Origin of the sequence: Mycobacterium sp. 155 (genome assembly GCF_000373905.1) — a bacterium.
Classification (GTDB): Bacteria; Actinomycetota; Actinomycetes; order Mycobacteriales; family Mycobacteriaceae; genus Mycobacterium.
The window spans coordinates 2,353,342-2,369,317 of the sequence record NZ_KB892705.1 but is presented as its reverse complement, the minus strand read 5'-3'; the positions used below and the strand labels follow the sequence as shown (position 1 = coordinate 2,369,317).

The 15,976-nt window shown below is 64.5% G+C and carries 13 protein-coding genes; 7 read left to right on the top strand and 6 right to left on the bottom strand.

Annotated elements, in window-relative coordinates; translation table 11 throughout:
* Window positions 1–255 precede the first annotated feature (255 nt).
* The 3 genes from B133_RS0111270 (at window position 256) to B133_RS0111260 (ending at window position 4,778) form a co-directional block, all read left to right on the top strand.
* Complete coding sequence (locus B133_RS0111270) at window positions 256–1,653, top strand: DUF2252 domain-containing protein (protein ID WP_018601129.1); 1,398 nt, start codon at window positions 256–258, stop codon at window positions 1,651–1,653.
* A 293-nt stretch (window positions 1,654–1,946) separates the two neighbouring features.
* On the top strand, window positions 1,947–4,172 hold the full coding sequence (helR, locus tag B133_RS0111265; protein ID WP_018601128.1) for an RNA polymerase recycling motor ATPase HelR: 2,226 nt from the start codon (window positions 1,947–1,949) through the stop codon (window positions 4,170–4,172).
* A 243-nt stretch (window positions 4,173–4,415) separates the two neighbouring features.
* Window positions 4,416–4,778, top strand: a complete 363-nt coding sequence (locus B133_RS0111260; RefSeq protein ID WP_026256279.1) for a PAS domain S-box protein — start codon at window positions 4,416–4,418, stop codon at window positions 4,776–4,778.
* Between the two features lie 4 nt (window positions 4,779–4,782).
* On the opposite strand, the gene B133_RS0111255 is transcribed toward B133_RS0111260, so the two are convergent.
* Both B133_RS0111255 and B133_RS0111250 read right to left on the bottom strand, forming a co-directional pair.
* On the bottom strand, window positions 4,783–5,439 hold the full coding sequence (locus tag B133_RS0111255) for a ScbR family autoregulator-binding transcription factor (protein WP_018601123.1): 657 nt from the start codon (window positions 5,437–5,439) through the stop codon (window positions 4,783–4,785).
* An 11-nt stretch (window positions 5,440–5,450) separates the two neighbouring features.
* Window positions 5,451–6,161 (bottom strand): TetR/AcrR family transcriptional regulator, encoded by a 711-nt coding sequence (locus B133_RS0111250; protein WP_018601121.1) that lies wholly within the window; start codon window positions 6,159–6,161, stop codon window positions 5,451–5,453.
* 550 nt (window positions 6,162–6,711) lie between these two features.
* On the opposite strand from B133_RS0111250, the gene B133_RS0111245 reads away from it, so the two are divergent.
* A complete protein-coding gene (locus tag B133_RS0111245; RefSeq protein WP_026256278.1) occupies window positions 6,712–7,614 on the top strand; it encodes an FAD-binding protein in 903 nt (300 codons plus the stop codon).
* Here the strand turns inward: B133_RS0111245 and B133_RS0111240 are convergent.
* From B133_RS0111240 to B133_RS0111230, 3 genes are read right to left on the bottom strand one after another with little or no spacing between them, the layout of a single operon-like run.
* On the bottom strand, window positions 7,564–9,438 hold the full coding sequence (locus tag B133_RS0111240; RefSeq protein WP_018601118.1) for an EAL domain-containing protein: 1,875 nt from the start codon (window positions 9,436–9,438) through the stop codon (window positions 7,564–7,566). The genes B133_RS0111245 and B133_RS0111240 overlap by 51 nt on opposite strands.
* Window positions 9,431–11,572 carry an Rv1355c family protein gene (locus B133_RS22690; RefSeq protein ID WP_018601117.1) on the bottom strand — a complete coding sequence of 714 codons (2,142 nt, stop codon included), beginning with the start codon at window positions 11,570–11,572 and terminating at the stop codon, window positions 9,431–9,433. The genes B133_RS0111240 and B133_RS22690 overlap by 8 nt, the downstream gene beginning before the upstream one ends.
* Window positions 11,569–12,321 carry a hypothetical protein gene (locus tag B133_RS0111230; protein WP_018601115.1) on the bottom strand — a complete coding sequence of 251 codons (753 nt, stop codon included), beginning with the start codon at window positions 12,319–12,321 and terminating at the stop codon, window positions 11,569–11,571. The genes B133_RS22690 and B133_RS0111230 overlap by 4 nt, the downstream gene beginning before the upstream one ends.
* A gap of 422 nt (window positions 12,322–12,743) precedes the next feature.
* Between B133_RS0111230 and purU the strand changes: the two genes are divergently transcribed.
* The 3 genes from purU (at window position 12,744) to fabG (ending at window position 14,938) form a co-directional block, all read left to right on the top strand.
* Window positions 12,744–13,634 (top strand): formyltetrahydrofolate deformylase, encoded by an 891-nt coding sequence (gene purU / locus B133_RS0111225; protein ID WP_026256276.1) that lies wholly within the window; start codon window positions 12,744–12,746, stop codon window positions 13,632–13,634.
* 33 nt (window positions 13,635–13,667) lie between these two features.
* Window positions 13,668–14,120, top strand: a complete 453-nt coding sequence (locus B133_RS0111220; protein ID WP_018601112.1) for a MaoC family dehydratase — start codon at window positions 13,668–13,670, stop codon at window positions 14,118–14,120.
* A 68-nt stretch (window positions 14,121–14,188) separates the two neighbouring features.
* On the top strand, window positions 14,189–14,938 hold the full coding sequence (gene fabG, locus B133_RS0111215; RefSeq protein WP_018601109.1) for a 3-oxoacyl-ACP reductase FabG: 750 nt from the start codon (window positions 14,189–14,191) through the stop codon (window positions 14,936–14,938).
* Window positions 14,939–15,066: 128 nt separating this feature from the next.
* On the opposite strand, the gene B133_RS0111205 is transcribed toward fabG, so the two are convergent.
* The gene (locus B133_RS0111205; protein ID WP_018601105.1) at window positions 15,067–15,948 is read right to left on the bottom strand and encodes a universal stress protein; all 882 of its coding nucleotides are present in this window, start codon (window positions 15,946–15,948) and stop codon (window positions 15,067–15,069) included.
* Between the last annotated feature and the right edge of the window lie 28 nt (window positions 15,949–15,976).

Below are 15,976 nucleotides of genomic sequence, written 5' to 3'. Positions count from 1 at the left end.
AGCATCTCACGAAGACACTGAACAGTGTGCAAAATTGACCGTGCCGTCACAATCGTGTCGGGCAGCAGTCGTGGAACAGCCTCGGCTATCCTACGTCGTCACCGTCCAGACACCTTGTCGAAAACGACTCGGCGCGTGGTGGGCGGCGCCACGATCCGACAGTCACCCGGTGGTGTCTGAACGTCGGGTCGGCGGAATGCCAAACACCGCGCGCTTCCCGGTCTAAGGGAAGTTTGGGCGATTACGCTGGGCTCCATGTCCGGCGCACCGCTACGGGATCGTGTCATCGAGGTCGAGAACGTTGAGGATGACCTCGTACGAGGTCGCGCTTTGCGGCAGACCGCTCCCAGGACCGCGCTCGCCGAGTTGGTTCCGAGCGACCGCAGCGCGATTGAGATCCTCGTAGAACAGAACCGAAGCCGATTGCGCGATTTGGTCCCGCTGCGTTTCGCGCGGATGCTGACCGATCCCTTCTCGTTCTACCGCGGGACAGCGGCGGTGATGGCCGCCGACTTGGCGACCAGCCCCTCCAGCGGTGTGGAGGTGATGTGCTGCGGCGACGCGCATCTATCCAACTTCGGAATCTATGCGGCTCCGCACCGGGAGCTGGTGTTCGATCTGAACGACTTCGATGAGGCCGCGGTCGCACCGGCGGAATGGGATCTCAAACGTCTGATCACCAGCGTCATAGTGGGTGGGCGGCACGCTGGTTATCCCGAGAAGAAGATCCGCCGCTTCGCCGGTGAAGCGATAGTTGCCTACCGTGACGGCCTGCAAACCATCCTCGACATGAACGTGCTGGAACGGTACTACCTACGGGCGGAACCGGAGCGGTACCTGAACCAGGTCACGAAAAGCCTCGCCGCGCTCATCGCCCGCAGCGCCGATAACGCGCGCAAGCGCACTTCAGCGCGGGTGTTCGGCCGCATCATGGTGTCTGGACCGGACGGCACGCCGCGCCTCCGAGAGAACCCTCCCGTCCTTCAGCACCTGGATGTCGATCACGAGGCCGGTGTCGTCGAGTCATTTCGGGAGTACCTCACGAGTGTGCCTGGCGATGTCGCACTTCTGCTGTCCCACTTCCAGGTGTCCGACGTCGCACAGCGTGTCGTCGGGGTCGGCAGCGTCGGGACTCGCTGCTACCTGGTGATCCTGGCCGGACCCGACGGTACACCGTTGATCTTGCAGGTCAAGGAGGCCAAAACCTCTGTTCTCGAAGAATACGGAGGTGTCCGGCAGCCGAGCAGCGTGGCTCGCGCGGTAGAGGCGTCCGGCCAGGGAGGCAGGGTCGTCGACGGGCAACGGGTGCTGCAGGCGATGTCGGACATATTCCTCGGCTCCGCGCGCCACGGTGGACGCGACTTTTACGTCCGTCAGTTCCAGGACATGAAGGGTTCGATCGAAACCGAAGGCATGTCGCCGACCGCATTCGGTCAGTATGCGGCGGCGTGCGCCATGGTGCTTGCCCGCGGGCACGCGCAGAGCGCAAACGGATCGATACTGCAAGGCTACGTCGGCAGCGGCGACAAGGTCGGCGCCGCGGTACTGGAGTGGTCATACCGGTACGCAGAGAAGGCGCTCGAGGACTTCCATCGACTGCAGTCCGCGGCCAGGGCAGGGGAGATCGAGGTCGCCGACGACCCGGCTCGGTAAGGCCCCGGGTCGTCGGACGAACTCGATGAGGGAATCCATAACGGAAACAAGGGAATGAGCGTCGGCAACAACCGCGGGCGTTCGGGCATCGATGACATGTGGTCGATGACACTGCCCGAGGTGTGCGAAAGCTATTGTGCAGTAACAATATTTCTCCAGAACGAGCGATGAACTCGACGGGTTGCGCGTAGCAGCCGGGTCTGGAGTGGCCGCAAAATCGCTGGCCTGAGCCGGAACTCGGCGCGCATCCGGTTCTGATGCGGTGCGAGATGTGAGAGCGAAAAGCGAGAGGTATGTCAAAGTACGAAGACGAACTGCGGTCCGAGCGGGAATACATTGCCGGGCTGTATGCGCGCCTGGACAACGAGCGTGCCGAGGCCAACCGGCGTTACAAGGCGGCTTTGAGCAGCCCCATCGACCCCCAGAACGGCAGCACGCTCGTCGAACGTGACGCCGAAGTGCGCGCGATGGCCAAGGAGATGCAGCGGTTGGATGTTGCCGACTACGGTCTGTGCTTCGGTCGGCTCCAGACGCTGGACGACGAACATCTCTACATCGGGCGCCTTGGTCTGCTGGACAGCCAGAACGACTACGAACCGTTGCTGCTTGACTGGCGGGCTCCACTGGCGCGGGCCTTTTACGTCGCGACCGCGGCCAGTCCGGAGGGGATGCTGCGCCGTCGGCAGTTCCACACTCGCGGACGTAAGGTGATCGACTTCACCGACGAGACGCTGGGCCGTCCGACCGGGGCCGAGCTCGGTGAGGAGCGCGACGGCCCGGGAGATGCGGCTCTGCTGGCCGCAGTCAACGCTCCGCGGGGTGAGGGGATGCGCGACATCGTCGCGACGATCCAAGCCGAGCAGGATGCGATTATCCGACTCGAACACCCCGGCGTCCTCGTGATCGAGGGCGGCCCGGGTACTGGGAAAACGGTGGTCGCCCTGCACCGGGTGGCCTATTTGCTCTACACACAGCGCAAGCAGATGGAACGCCACGGTGTGCTCGTGGTCGGCCCCAGTCCGGAATTCCTGAATCACATCGGGCGGGTGCTGCCTTCGCTGGGGGAGTCCCAGGCGGTGTTCATGACCACCGGTGACTTCGTCCCCGGCCTCAGTGTGCGTGCCGAGGACAGCCCGGACGCCGCGCGGTTGAAGGGGTCGTTGAAGATGCTCGACGTGCTCGCTGCGGCGGTGGCCGATCGCCAGGAGCTGCCGGCGGATCCGATACCCATCGAGCTCTCCGACGTCACCGCGCGGATCGACGCCGCGACCGCGGAGTGGGCCAGGGAGGAGGCGCGCAAGACCGGTCTGCCGCACAACGAGGCCCGTGCCGAGTTCATCGACGTTGTCACCTACGTGCTCACCGAACGGGCTGTCGCCCGGATCGGGAAGGGCTGGCTGACCCGCGACGACAAGCACGCGTGGGCACAGATGCGTGCTGACGTGGTGAACGAGCTCGAGGACCACGAGCAGTTCACCGCTGCACTGAATCGCCTGTGGCCGATCCTCACCCCGGAAGACGTTCTGGTGCAGCTGTATACCTCACGCGAGCGGCTGAGTGCAGCGGGAGCCGACGACGCCCTGTACCGGACCGATGGCGCCGCATGGACAGTGTCCGATGTGCCGTTGCTCGATGAATTGGTTGATCTGCTGGGCCGCGACAGGGCGGCCGACGAGGCCGCCGAGCGGCAGCGGAAGGAGGAGGCTGCCTACGCGGCAGGGGTGCTCGACCTTATGGTCGACCGTGAGGACCTCATGGACGACGAGGACCACCTGTTGGCCGCGGACCTGCTCGACGCCGAGCAATTGGCGGAGCGTTTCCAAGAGCAGGACAATCGTGAACTCGCCGAACGTGCTGCCGCGGAACGTGATTGGACCTACGGACACGTGGTGGTCGATGAGGCGCAGGAACTGTCCGAGATGGACTGGCGGGTGTTGATGCGCCGCTGCCCCCGGCGATCGTTCACTATCGTCGGTGATCTCGCCCAGCGCCGCTCGGCCGCGGGGGCGACGTCATGGGGATCGATGCTCGAACCGTATGTGCCGGCGGAAACCACGGGCACCAACCGGGCAGGTCGTTGGGTCTATCGGGCACTGTCGGTGAACTACCGCACCCCGGCGGAGATCATGGAGGTCGCCGCCGCGTTGCTGGCCGAGTTCGCCCCGCGTGTCCAGCCGCCGGAGTCGGTCCGGGCATGCGGTGTGAAACCGTGGTCACGCCAGGTCGCTGACGATGAATTGGCGGTTGCCATCGAGGAATTCGTGCAAGACGAGGCTGGGTCCGAAGGCACGAGTGTGGTGATCGGACCACCGGGGGTGCCGGGCACGGTACCGCCGTCGGCGACCAAGGGATTGGAATTCGACGCGGTCCTCGTGGTGGAGCCGCAGCGGATCCTGGCGGACGGGCCGCGCGGTGCGGCCGAGCTTTACGTCGCACTCACCCGTGCCACGCAGCGTCTCGGTGTCCTGCACCGGGATCCTCTACCGGCGGCGCTGGCAGGTCTGGCCGAGCGCCGGTGACAGCCGTCGGATGCTGTGCGGCCGGGCACCCTCGCAGCGGTGCGATGAATGGGTTCGGGTCGGCCGGGAGATCGCGCCGGCCGTCTTCCAGGCAGTAAACCTAGTCAGCTAACTGAGGTGGCCTGGCCGTGGCACCGAGGGTGTCCGTGCCACAAGCCGCCACGTGCGCTGGTAACAGCCTGTTGTGTCCGCAATAATCGGGGGGTGGAGCGGCGGCGCAACGAGCAGGACACCCGATCTCCGATGACAACGTTGCAGCAAATGCCGGCGTTGGTCATCTTGGAGCGGTTCCCGGTTCCGGTGCTCGCCATCGCGGAGGACGGCAGCATTCTCTTCGCGAACAGCGCATTCGCCGAAATGGTGGGCCGCAGCGCGGAATCGGTAAAAGCCCTGAAGTTCGCCCAGATTTTTCATTCACTGCCCGATGACGAGTCAGCGGTATCTGTCGTGCGGGCCAATGCCGACCTGGTCGTAGACCTTGTGCACCAGGACGGTTCGCTCGTGCGGGCGCGAATGAGCAAGTCCGCATTGCTCCGCGGGGACGATCCGTTGGCGCTGGCGACGTTCCAAGATCTCACCGAACAGCTGTGGGTGGAGGAGTTGTAGGTCGCTACCTGCCTGCCTCCGGTGACCGGCGCAGGGACTCGCGTGCCAGAAACTCCCCGAAGTAGCCACGCGACTCGTCGCTCACGATGGCGGGCAGCAGCAGCTCCCAGATGAACGCCACACGCTGCCGCAGATCGGTGCCGGTTGCGGTGGCTTGGGACAGTGCCTCTGCCCCGAGTAAAGAGCTCAGGATCACTTCGGCGGCGCTCTTGGGGTTCAGGTGGCTGCGGAGGTCGCCTTCCGTACCGGCCTGCTCGACCTGCTGGGTGAGCTCTTCGAGCCAGCTCCCGTAGACCCGGCCGGGCGCCTCGTTGAGACCGCTGAAGGTGCGCATCAGTTGCATGCCGATCCAGGTGAGCTTGTCAGAGGCGGTGAAGTCGGTCACCATGAACAGCCCGTGTACTAGGTTCTCCAGCGCAGGCGACGATGATGCGGTGATGGCGCGGAACGTCGCCAACGTGCGCGCGCCGGCCTCCTCGATGATGGCTGCGGCCAACGTCTCCTTGGCGTCGAAGTGGTAGTAGAAGGCCCCCTTGGTCAGCTCGGCGCGCTCGATGATCTCACCTAATCCAGCAGCGGGATAGCCGATTTCACTGAACAGATCGACAGCGGCGTCGATGATCTTGCGGCGGGTGAGCTCTGAGCGGGCCTGGCGTGCCATGTCGTACTCCGTCAGGCCGACCCGGCGGCCGAATCCGCATCGAGTTCGGCCTTGGCGGGTTTGCTAGCAAGGGCCTTCTTGAGTGCCACGATGGTGCGGCGCTTGACGAACTGGTCCAGATACCCGAGCCGATTCGGGTTCGCGAGGCCGGGCAGCATCGATTTCCACGCCTGCTCGAGATCGATGAGAAACCGTTGTGGGTCGTCCAGATCACTGGTCTGGCGGATACCGAGCTGCATCGAAACCAACAGCGTCGCAGCGACGTGCGGATCGGTACCGTCGACGAAATCACCCTCCTCGATACCGCGGCGGACGATTTTTGCGTATCCGGCGATCCAGGGCTCCAGCACTTGCGGTCCGAGCCTGTCGGTCCGGCCGACCGACTCCAGCAGGTTCCCGGCCGCACGCGCCATTGTCTCGCCGATGTCGTCGACGGTCACCTGATAGGAGATGTCGACCAGCGTCTCCACCGCGGACAGGTTGCGGGCCAGCACTTCACGGACCTGTTCGCGGGCCAGTTGAGCGCGGTGTTCGACGATCGAGGACGCCAGCGCGTACTTGGACCGGAAATGGAAGTACAGCGCTCCCTTGGTGACCGCGGCATCGGCGAGGATGTCGTCGAGGCTCACCGCACTGTACGGCTTGTGCGCGAATTGGCGTGCCGCCGCCTGCAGGATCTGAAGTCGGGTGACGTCGGCCCGTCGGTCGAGCTGCTCAGTCACCAGGACACCTCAAGATCTTCACGACTGTGTGGTCGGGTGGAACATCGGGCGGTGCCCGGCGCGTGCATGGGATTGTTTCATCCGTCGTCCCCGTGCACGGACACTTCGGTGGCCGAGGTGGATGTCTGCCTCCCCATCGAAATACCTAAAGTCATCGTCACGGGTGCATATCATTCTAAAGGTATGTATGGTGCTTAGCGTGATAACTCTTGGTTCGCAGTTGGCGGACCACGCGACCGGTCTGTCTGCGATCACTGTGGACATGCGCCCCGACCGTGTGGCGATGTCGCCGGCAGTTGCCGCGAGTTATCGTAGAGACGTTGCCATAGCCCGTTCTGGCTACCCCCCTCGAATCCCGGTGCGGGCTGTGGCAACCTCTTCTTCCGATCGTCTCAGAGGCGTGATCGGAGCTCGGTCGCTGAGTCGACAATATGGTGAATTAGCCGAAAAAACCCTGTTCGGTGCTGGTAACGGCGCACCGAAAGGTGTGGGTGCAGCCGGGTTGACGGGTCCCGCGCCGTCGTCCCTACCAACGTTGAGGTAGCCATAGATGATGTGGGACGACGAATTTGATGTAGTTTGCTGTGGTTCCGGGTTCGGTGCATTGGCGTGCGCTGTCGCCGCGGCCGACGCTGGATTGGACGTACTCATCGTGCAGCCCGGCATCGAATATCGGCATGGTGGCGAAGATTCCGTCGTTCCACTGTTGGCTGCCGGCATCGAGGATCCGGAGACGCGGGAGTACTTCGACGCACTATCGGCTGACCTGGGATCCTCCGAACCAGCTGATGCCCAACTGACGGTTCGGTCCGCCACCGACCTGGTACCGGCAAAGCCCGGCGGCCTGGTCGCGCCGTTCTACGGCGCTCGCCTGCGTGACTGGGCTTCGGAGTGTCTGCACTCGCCCTACGGTGTGCTCTACACCCGGCTGACCGGCAGGCAGACCACGGCGATGAAGACCCATTCGGGTGAGGAAATCGAGGTCAAGGTCGTCGGCTCGCTGACACCCGACAGCACCGGCGCCGCGACAGCGCTCAGCGATTGGTTGACCGCCCAGATCCGAAACCGTGAGATTCCGACATACGAGAGCAGCGCGCTCAATCGCATCGTGTTCGAGGAGGGCGAGATCGTCGGTGTGGTGATCGACACCCCGGATGGCCGACAAGCTATCCGGGCCCGGCATGGTGTGGCGGTTGACACGCTCAGCCAGCCGGGCGTCCTGACGGGCGGCGTGTTCCCGGCCGACGAGCCGGGTCGGCGGCTGCAGGTGTGGCTGGTCGGGCACAGTGCCAGCCGCTTCGCCCGGGTCGAGTTGTTCGCCGCCGACGTCGCTGCGGATTCGATTTCATTGGCGTACTGCAGATCCCCCCGGGTGCACGATGGGCTCCGGGATGCGGGCCGCTCACATGTGCGGCACTGGCGGAAAACGCACCGAAACCCGCCCCTTGGCTAGCAGCCGCTCCATTTCACCACCTGATATCGGTCTGGACAGCAGGAATCCCTGCGCGCGATAACAGCCGTGCCGTAGCAGGGTGAGCGCGGCGGTCTCTGTCTCCACGCCCTCGGCGACAAGTTGCAGACCGAAGGCGCCGGCGAGCGCGATCACAGCCCGGACGATCGGCAGATCACCCGGGTTCGAGCCGAGTTCGGCCACAAAGCTCCGGTCGATCTTGAGCGTGTCGACCGGTAGCGATTTCAAGAGAGACAGCGCGCTGTAGCCCGTGCCGAAATCATCGATCGCCACGTGGACGCCCACGTGCTGCAGGCCGAACAGGGTGCGGCGAGTGGTCTCGATGTCCTGAACCACCACGCTTTCGGTGATTTCCAGACAGACCGATCCGCGAGGCAGCCCGAATTCGGCCATGATGCTGGCCACCGAGTCGACGAAGCCCTCAGTTACCAACTGCACGGGGGAGACGTTGATCCGTAACAGGATGCGCCGGCCGAGCCCGTTCGCACGCCACCGGGCAAACTCGGCGCAGGCGGTGCGCAACACCCATCGCCCTAATTCGCCTGCGAGGTTGATCGACTCGGCGACGCCGATGAATGAATCCGGCGCGAGCAGGCCACGCGTCGGGTGTTGCCACCGGACCAACGCCTCGGCTGCGAGCACCTCACCGGTACGCATGTCGATTTCGGGCAGGTAGTGCAGCACCAGCGATCCGTCCTCGATCACGTTCTGCAGGTGCAGTTCGATGTCGTTGCGGAAATCGATCTCCAGCGCCATCGCATCGGAGAACACCGCCACCTGGTTGCCGCCGGCGTTCTTGGCAGTCAGCACGGCCTGATCAGCGCGGCTGAGCAGGTCCGAGGTGGAGTCCCGGCCCGGTATTCCCTCCGCCACACCGATGCTCACGGTCCGGGTGAGCATCTCACCGTCGACTGTCACCCGTTCGCGCAGCATCGATTGCAGCTGATAGGCCAATGCCTCAGCAGCTTTGACCGGCATTGGGGCCGCCGGGACTACGACGAACTCGTCACCGCCGAGGCGTGCGATGAGTTGCGGCTCGTCGTCGCCTTCCTGCAGGCGCCGCGCAAGAATTCTGATGAACGCATCCCCGGCGGTGTGGCCCAGATAGTCGTTGATCGCTTTGAGCCGGTCCAGATCCAGGAACATCACCGAAACCGGGCCTGGTTGACCGGGCGCAAGCCGGTCATCGAGGTGAGCCAACAGCGCCCTACGGTTGTACAACCCCGTGAGATGGTCGTGATCGGCCAGGTAGCGCAGTCGGTCCTCGGCGGCGATGCGGGCCTGCACCTGGGCGAACAACGAGGCAATCGCCTTTAGCGCGTTGAGTTCCTCGGGCAGCCATTCTCGGTCGCCGAACTTGACGAAGCCGAGGACACCGGTGGTGACCTCGCCGGAGAGCAGTGGCACGGATGCCATCGAGGTGCTCGGAATATGGCGGCCCGCCTCGATGGTTCGCTGGTAATCGTCGGTGGCGGGTTCGGGCCGGAAAACGGCCGGTTCCTTCAGGTTCTCGGCCATCGCGAACACCGGGTCGGCGTCGGCGAACCGAACGACCGCGATGGGATCGGTGAGGGCGTCCACCGGCCGCGGCGGCCACTCGGCGATCAGCTTTGTGGTGTGAGCCAGGTGATCGTTATGTCGCAGGAAACTCACGTCGACGTCGAAATACGACACCAGGTCGGCCAGTACCTGCTGGCTGACTGCCGCGGCGGTGGCGGCGTTGACCGCCATCAGCTGTGTGGCGACCGATGTGACAACCAATTCCAGGCTGCGTGGCACACCAACCTCCGGACTCGCCTCAGCCATGTATCGGCTCGTGGACCAGCGGCAGCGGCCTGCGCCGGCTGCGTACCAGTGGGCGCGGCGCAAAGAACAACCTGAGCACCAACGCCTGGCGCTCGTCGTGTTCTGTCGCCGTCAACTGGCGGAAAGCGTACTGCAGATCCCACAGTTCTCCGGCATGGGCACGGGATAGCCGCTGACGGTCTTCGTCGCTGTGGGCATAGAGGAATACCGGTGACACCGGCTGGACCGCGACCCCGTATTGCTGGGCCTTCACCCACAGCGCCTGCACCGCCGAACCGGCCCGGGCGTAGTCGGTCAGCCGTTGGCCCCGCACCGCGACGACCGCGACGGCAGAACTCGACGTCACCCGCTCGTAGGTGTCGTCTCCGAGCGCAGAGCCGGCGTCCCAGTCGGCAAGTCGAGCCATCACCTCCGGCCGGCGCAGGATGTCCAGTAACACCAGGTCGGTCGGATCCAGACCGAGCGAGGTCACGTCGAGCCCCGTGTCCGGATCCGGGTCGCCGGGCCAGCGCAGTTCGGAGAACATCTCGCGGTGCAACGTGGGGGTCAGATACCGGATCCGGTCGGCCTCAGCGAGAATGTGCGCCGCGCGTTTGACTTCGGCAGCGGTGGCCAGGATGTGGGCTGCGGCGCCCTCGGCGCGCGCTGCGGCGCTCAGCGCGTCGAGGATGTCGGCGGCAATGGGTGCTCTGGATCCACGCGCGCGGGTGGTCTCACGTTGCAGCATTGGTTCGTATAACTGCGCCAGTTCCGGTGCGTGCCCGGCGGCCAGCGCCAGGGTGCCCACCAACGGCGTCCCTTCGTCTCCTCGATGCCATGCCGGCTCACCAGTGCGGCCTTGTGAGGCCGCGGCAACCCGGGCGTTGAACATCGCGGCTCCGAGCGCGACGGCGCTGCCGCGGAAACCGACGTCCATTGCAGTGGTGTATTCGGTTGCCAGCCGCAGGTTCACTGTGTCGCCGGTCGAGTCGATACGCCATGGCTGCGCGTTGCCACCCGAGGGGGCGCGATTGGCAGCCACCGCGATGATGCCGGCCGGATCGGTCGGCGCGGGAGGTTCTTCGGCCGCGGCAAGGGGCACCGGCGGGTCTGTTCGCTGCGCGAACGGATCGGTGATCTCGTCCAGGGCGGTACCGCAATCGATCCGAACTCGTCCGGACGTCAGGGGCTCGCCCAGCCCGATGCGCCGCACGGCTTCGGCTACCACGGTCGCCCCGAGCTGAACTTCCCCGGCTAACTGCGGCCAGGTGGTGAGGGTCTTGCCCACCTCGACCAGCGAAGCTGCCATCCGCGGCGACAATTCCGCGGCGTCCAGCAACCGCAGGACGTGGGGGACTTTGTCTTTACTGGACAAGTCGGCCAGCGCGGTGGTGTCGACGGTGCCCAGCAGTCCATGCAGGAGGGGCCGTTCGGCGTCCAGGTCGAAGCGTTCGACGTCGAGGAGACCCCGATCGGCGGTCGCCATCAAGACCGGCAGTCGGTGGGCGCGGGCTGCCTCGCGGATGAGGACCTTCGCGTCGAGTGAATCGCATTCCTCGATCACGACGTCGAGTCCGCGGAGAAACTCATCGATGGTGTCCGAGCTTGCGCCGTCGCGGTCGATGCGCACTCGAAGGTACGGGTCGAGCTCGGCAATTCGGCGCGCGGCAACCACGGCCTTGTTCACCCCGAGGTCGAAGACCGACGCGGGCACGCGGTTGAGGTTCGGCAACTCCAGCTCATCGAAATCGGTGAGCCGCAGCTCGCCACAGAGTCCTTCCGAGGCAAGCGCGTAGGCGATGGCGTGGCCCACGCTCAGCCCGATGACCCCGACCCGCAGCCGTGCCAGCCGCCGGTCCTCCTCGGCGCTGATCAGGTTGCGGTTGCGGTCGAGGCGTAAGCGCCGGAACCCCATGGGGCCGAGGATGTGCACCACGCTGCGCCGCCATGGGTAGTACGCCCATGATGTGGGTTCGTCGAGGACGTCGGCCTCCGGGGCCGGGGTGAGCTCTCTGAGTGCCTCCCGCTGCCGTCGACAGGTATCGATGACGGTGATGTGGGGATCTGCCAGTAGACCCGCCAGCATGTCCGACGGATCGTCAGCCTCGATGATGACTGCGTTGCCGTCTGAAGAGTCGTCGATATTGTGGTTCATTGCCCTGCCGCGGTGGAGGCATCAACGGTTTCGATGGAGTCCAGCCCGGCCGAGATGCGCTGGACTTCGCTGTAGAACGCCGAAAGCTGCTTGGGCTCAGCATGGTTGGCGAACGTGCGCCTGTCCCACCACATCATCTTGGTCTGATAGCGCTCGTCCGGGTACGGGGTTGCGGGGATTTTGGCAGCCAGCACGCCGCCGGAGGACAGCCAACGTTTGAGCACGTAGGCCGCCGCGGTAGCCATCGCGAAACCGATGTCGAGCTGGGCCATGAAATGCAGTGGCATGCGGGCCAGCGTGTCGGTCAGGACGCGGCTCTGATCGGGGTCGTCGCAGACCCACGCGGTCTTCATCTCGACGACACCGAAGGGAAGCCGGTCTTCGATCATCTTGCGTACGGTGCCGAGGCCGGGTTGTCCTGCCCACTCGACGGTGGCATGGCATTCGTCAACGTGCTGATAGGGGCCTTTGGCTCGCAATCCGCCAACAACACGGCCGGCCTGATTGATGCCCGCGCAGAACAATGCCGTGTCGTCACCCTTGCGTAGTGCCGCCATGTCGAGTGCATGCTCGACGCCATGCTTGCGATAGTTGCGGCGGGCCCCGTTGACATACTCGCGCCATAATTCGCGTTCCGAACCAGGGGTTGCGATGACGATCGTGCAGTCACTGCCCGGATCCCACCAACTGTGGGTTTTCTCCACTGACAGGGTTGAACGAGCAGCGACATCGCGCTGGGGAGCGGTCATTGGCGATCCATTTCCTCTGGCAGCCTCACCCCCGACCGGGTCGGCTGATTTGTCATGCGCACCGCGGTTGTGCGCGATTACGCGAGATGAGTATCACGCGGCAGGGACGGGTAATTCCAGCTAGCAGACAAGACTTGTCCAGCGGCGCGTCCAATTCTTCACTCCCCAACACCATGTATTTACAGGGATGTGCAAATTTGGCAAATCGGATGGTTGATGACGGTACTGTATATTCCGGTCGAATGTTCGCGGAGCAAAGTTGACCCATCGCTGGGATTTGGGGCGGCCATTCTCTCTGCCGGTTTCGGTCAGTTTGTTGCTTGGCCGCGAGCCAGTCACCCGGACGACGTTTCGGACCGCCATACCTATCTGGTACCCGGTTGGCGCGCGGCGGAACCGGTCGGGTGAGAATCTGACGGGTGATGGCTGAGGAGTATCCGAGAGCGAAAACCCTACCGGTCCGCGATATGGGCCGTCTCCTGCTGCGTTGCGCGGACCGACCCGGCCTCGTCGCGGCGATCAGTAGCTTTCTGACGGGCGCGGGCGCCAACATCGTGTCGCTGGATCAGCATTCGACCGAGCAGACCGGCGGCACCTTCATGCAGCGCACCATCTTCCACCTGCCAGGTTTGACCGCTGCTCGTGACGAGTTGGAGGGCGAGTTCCGCACCCGGGTGGCGGAACCGTTCGCGATGGACTTCCGGCTCACCGAGGCGGCCAAACCGAAGCGGGTGGCGTTGATGGCCTCCCGCGAGGACCACTGCCTGCTCGACCTGTTGTGGCGCAACCGCCGCGGTGAGCTGGACATGTCCGTGGTGATGGTGATTTCGAACCATCCGGATCTCGCCGAGCAGGTACGGGCGTTCGGTGTTCCATATCTGTATGTTCCCGCGACCCGAGACAATCGCGCCGAAGCCGAGCAGCGGCTGCTCGATCTACTGCGCGGTAACGTCGACCTGGTAGTGCTCGCGCGGTACATGCAGATTCTCACCCCAGAGTTCCTCGATGCCGTCGGATGCCCTTTGATCAACATCCACCACTCGTTTCTGCCGGCGTTCATCGGAGCGGCGCCGTACCGGAGAGCCAAAGAGCGCGGTGTGAAACTGGTCGGAGCCACAGCGCATTACGTCACGGGCGACCTCGACGAAGGTCCGATCATCGAACAAGACGTGGTTCGGGTCGACCACCGGCACGCCGTCGAGGATCTGGTGCGCTTGGGATCCGATGTCGAGCGGGTGGTCTTGTCGCGTGCGGTGCTGTGGCACTGCGAGGATCGCGTGATTCGGTTCGGCAACCAGACCGTGGTGTTCTGAACGGTGCCGAAGTGCACTCCGAGAGGGGCGGGGTTGAAGGTCTTCAACGGGCTTGACGAGTTCGCGGCGGCGACGGGCAGCGAGCTCGGGCCGACCGGGTGGATGGAGATCACCCAGGATCGGGTGAATCTGTTCGCCGACGCCACCGACGATCACCAGTGGATCCATGTCGACCCGGAGAAGGCCGCCGGTGGGCCGTTCGGCGGGACCATCGCGCACGGCTTGCTCACCCTCTCGCTGCTGCCGCATTTCACTCATCAGCTGTACCGCGTCGACGACATCGCGATGGCGATCAACTACGGCTACAACAAGGTTCGTTTCATCACGCCGGTGAAGGTCGGTGCCAGTGTGCGGGCTCGCGCGCACATCGATGAGGTCGCCGAGCTCGACGGTGCCGTGCAGGCGAAAATGACGGTGACCGTGGAGATCGACGGTGCGGCCAAACCTGCCGCGGTGGCCGAGTCCATCGTCCGATTCATAGGCTGAGGCTCAAATGGCCAGTGTCATATATGAAATATGGTCGGTGCTGACGGGTCTTCATAATCGGAAGTTGGGTGACGCAGGTGTCATTGCTTACCGGCCAAACTGCGGTGGTGACCGGTGGCGCCCAGGGCCTGGGTTTGGCGATCGCACAACGGTTCATCGAGGAGGGCGCCCGCGTGGTGCTCGGCGACCTCGACCTGGAAGCCACCGAGGCGGCGGCTGCTCAGCTCGGCGGTTCCGATGTCGCCGCGGCAGTGCGGTGTGACGTGACCTCCTCCGCCGAGGTTGAGGCACTCGTCGCTGCCGCTGTGGAACGGTTCGGTGGTTTGGACATCATGGTCAACAACGCCGGAATTACGCGCGACGCGACCCTGCGCAAGATGACCGAGGAGCAGTTCGATCAGGTCATCGCCGTGCACCTGAAAGGTACCTGGAACGGCACCAAGTCGTCCGCGGCGATCATGCGGGAAAACAAGCGCAGGGCGATCGTGAACATGTCATCGATCTCCGGCAAGGTCGGCCTCATCGGGCAGACCAACTACTCGGCGGCCAAGGCGGGCATCGTCGGCATGACCAAGGCCGCCGCCAAGGAACTGGCGCACCTCGGAGTGCGGGTCAACGCGATCCAGCCTGGCTTGATCCGATCGGCCATGACCGAGGCCATGCCTCAACGTATCTGGGACCAGAAGCTGGCCGAGGTGCCGATGGGACGGGCTGGTGAGCCCGACGAGGTGGCTAAGGTCGCGCTGTTCTTGGCCAGCGATCTGTCGTCGTACATGACCGGCACGGTGCTTGAGGTGACGGGCGGTCGGTACGTATGACGATGTGGCGAGAGTGCAGGCGCATATCGGCGAGGCCATGGCCGAGCATCTGTGCACGGCCTCCAAGCCGTTGAGCGATCACCTCGAGCGCATGGGCGTGCTCGAGTAAACGTCTTTCCGTCATAGCTTCAGCTGCGAACCACGATCACCGGAACCCGCGCAGCTTGCGCCACGGCGGAGCTGACAGAGCCGAGGAGCATGCCGGTGAAGCCGCCGCGGCCGTGACTGCCCACGATGACGAGCTGCGCCTGCCGGGACTCCTCGACGAGCCACCGCGCCGGTTCATCGCAGACGATTCGGCGCTGTACGTGGACGTCTGGGTATTTCTCGTTCCAGCCCGCCAGCCGTTCACCGAGCACCTCGTGCCCTTCGTCTTCGTCACGGCGCCAATCCATCCCGAAGATCGGGAAGACCGGGACGTCACTCCACGCGTGCAGTGCCACGAGATCTACGCCGCGCCGCGACGCTTCATCGAACGCCAACGCGGTCGCGCCCTCAGAAGCGGGTGACCCGTCGATGCCTAGCAGGACCGGGGATGTGGTGTCCACCGAACGGGTTTCGTCAGCATGGACCACGGCAACCGGGCAATGCGCGCGATGGAGCAAACCGCTGCTGACCGATCCGAGGACGGCTCGCTCGAAGGCCCCCATACCCTGACTGCCGACAACGACCATCTGTGCGTGGGTGGATGCTTCGGTCAGCTCGGATACGGCGATGCCAGCCCTCACGTCAGTGTGCACGGTGGGGGGTTGCGCTTCATCGATATTGGTGACGAAGATTTCTTGAGCTTGCGCGATGACTTGATCGGCGTTCTCCTGTTGCCACTCGGTGATGGATCCTTGCATGGGCGCAATCGGCCAGCTCACAACCGCCGGTTCGATGATGTGGGTCAGGGTCACTGACGCCGCCCGCATGACGGCTTCGCGAGCGGCCCACTTGACGGCTGCGTTCGACGCGGCCGATCCGTCCACCGCAACGACAATTCCGTATTCGTCTGGGGTCAGGCTCATTTCGAATCCTCCTGTCCGATGCGGCGAC

Coding starts and splice junctions, on each gene's coding strand:
- B133_RS0111270 (WP_018601129.1), top strand. CDS start 256: ATGTCCGGCGCACCGCTACGGGATCGTGTCATCGAGGTCGAGAACGTT.
- helR (WP_018601128.1), top strand. CDS start 1,947: ATGTCAAAGTACGAAGACGAACTGCGGTCCGAGCGGGAATACATTGCC.
- B133_RS0111260 (WP_026256279.1), top strand. CDS start 4,416: ATGACAACGTTGCAGCAAATGCCGGCGTTGGTCATCTTGGAGCGGTTC.
- B133_RS0111255 (WP_018601123.1), bottom strand. CDS start 5,439: ATGGCACGCCAGGCCCGCTCAGAGCTCACCCGCCGCAAGATCATCGAC.
- B133_RS0111245 (WP_026256278.1), top strand. CDS start 6,712: ATGATGTGGGACGACGAATTTGATGTAGTTTGCTGTGGTTCCGGGTTC.
- B133_RS0111240 (WP_018601118.1), bottom strand. CDS start 9,438: ATGGCTGAGGCGAGTCCGGAGGTTGGTGTGCCACGCAGCCTGGAATTG.
- B133_RS22690 (WP_018601117.1), bottom strand. CDS start 11,572: ATGAACCACAATATCGACGACTCTTCAGACGGCAACGCAGTCATCATC.
- B133_RS0111230 (WP_018601115.1), bottom strand. CDS start 12,321: ATGACCGCTCCCCAGCGCGATGTCGCTGCTCGTTCAACCCTGTCAGTG.
- purU (WP_026256276.1), top strand. CDS start 12,744: ATGGCTGAGGAGTATCCGAGAGCGAAAACCCTACCGGTCCGCGATATG.
- B133_RS0111205 (WP_018601105.1), bottom strand. CDS start 15,948: ATGAGCCTGACCCCAGACGAATACGGAATTGTCGTTGCGGTGGACGGA.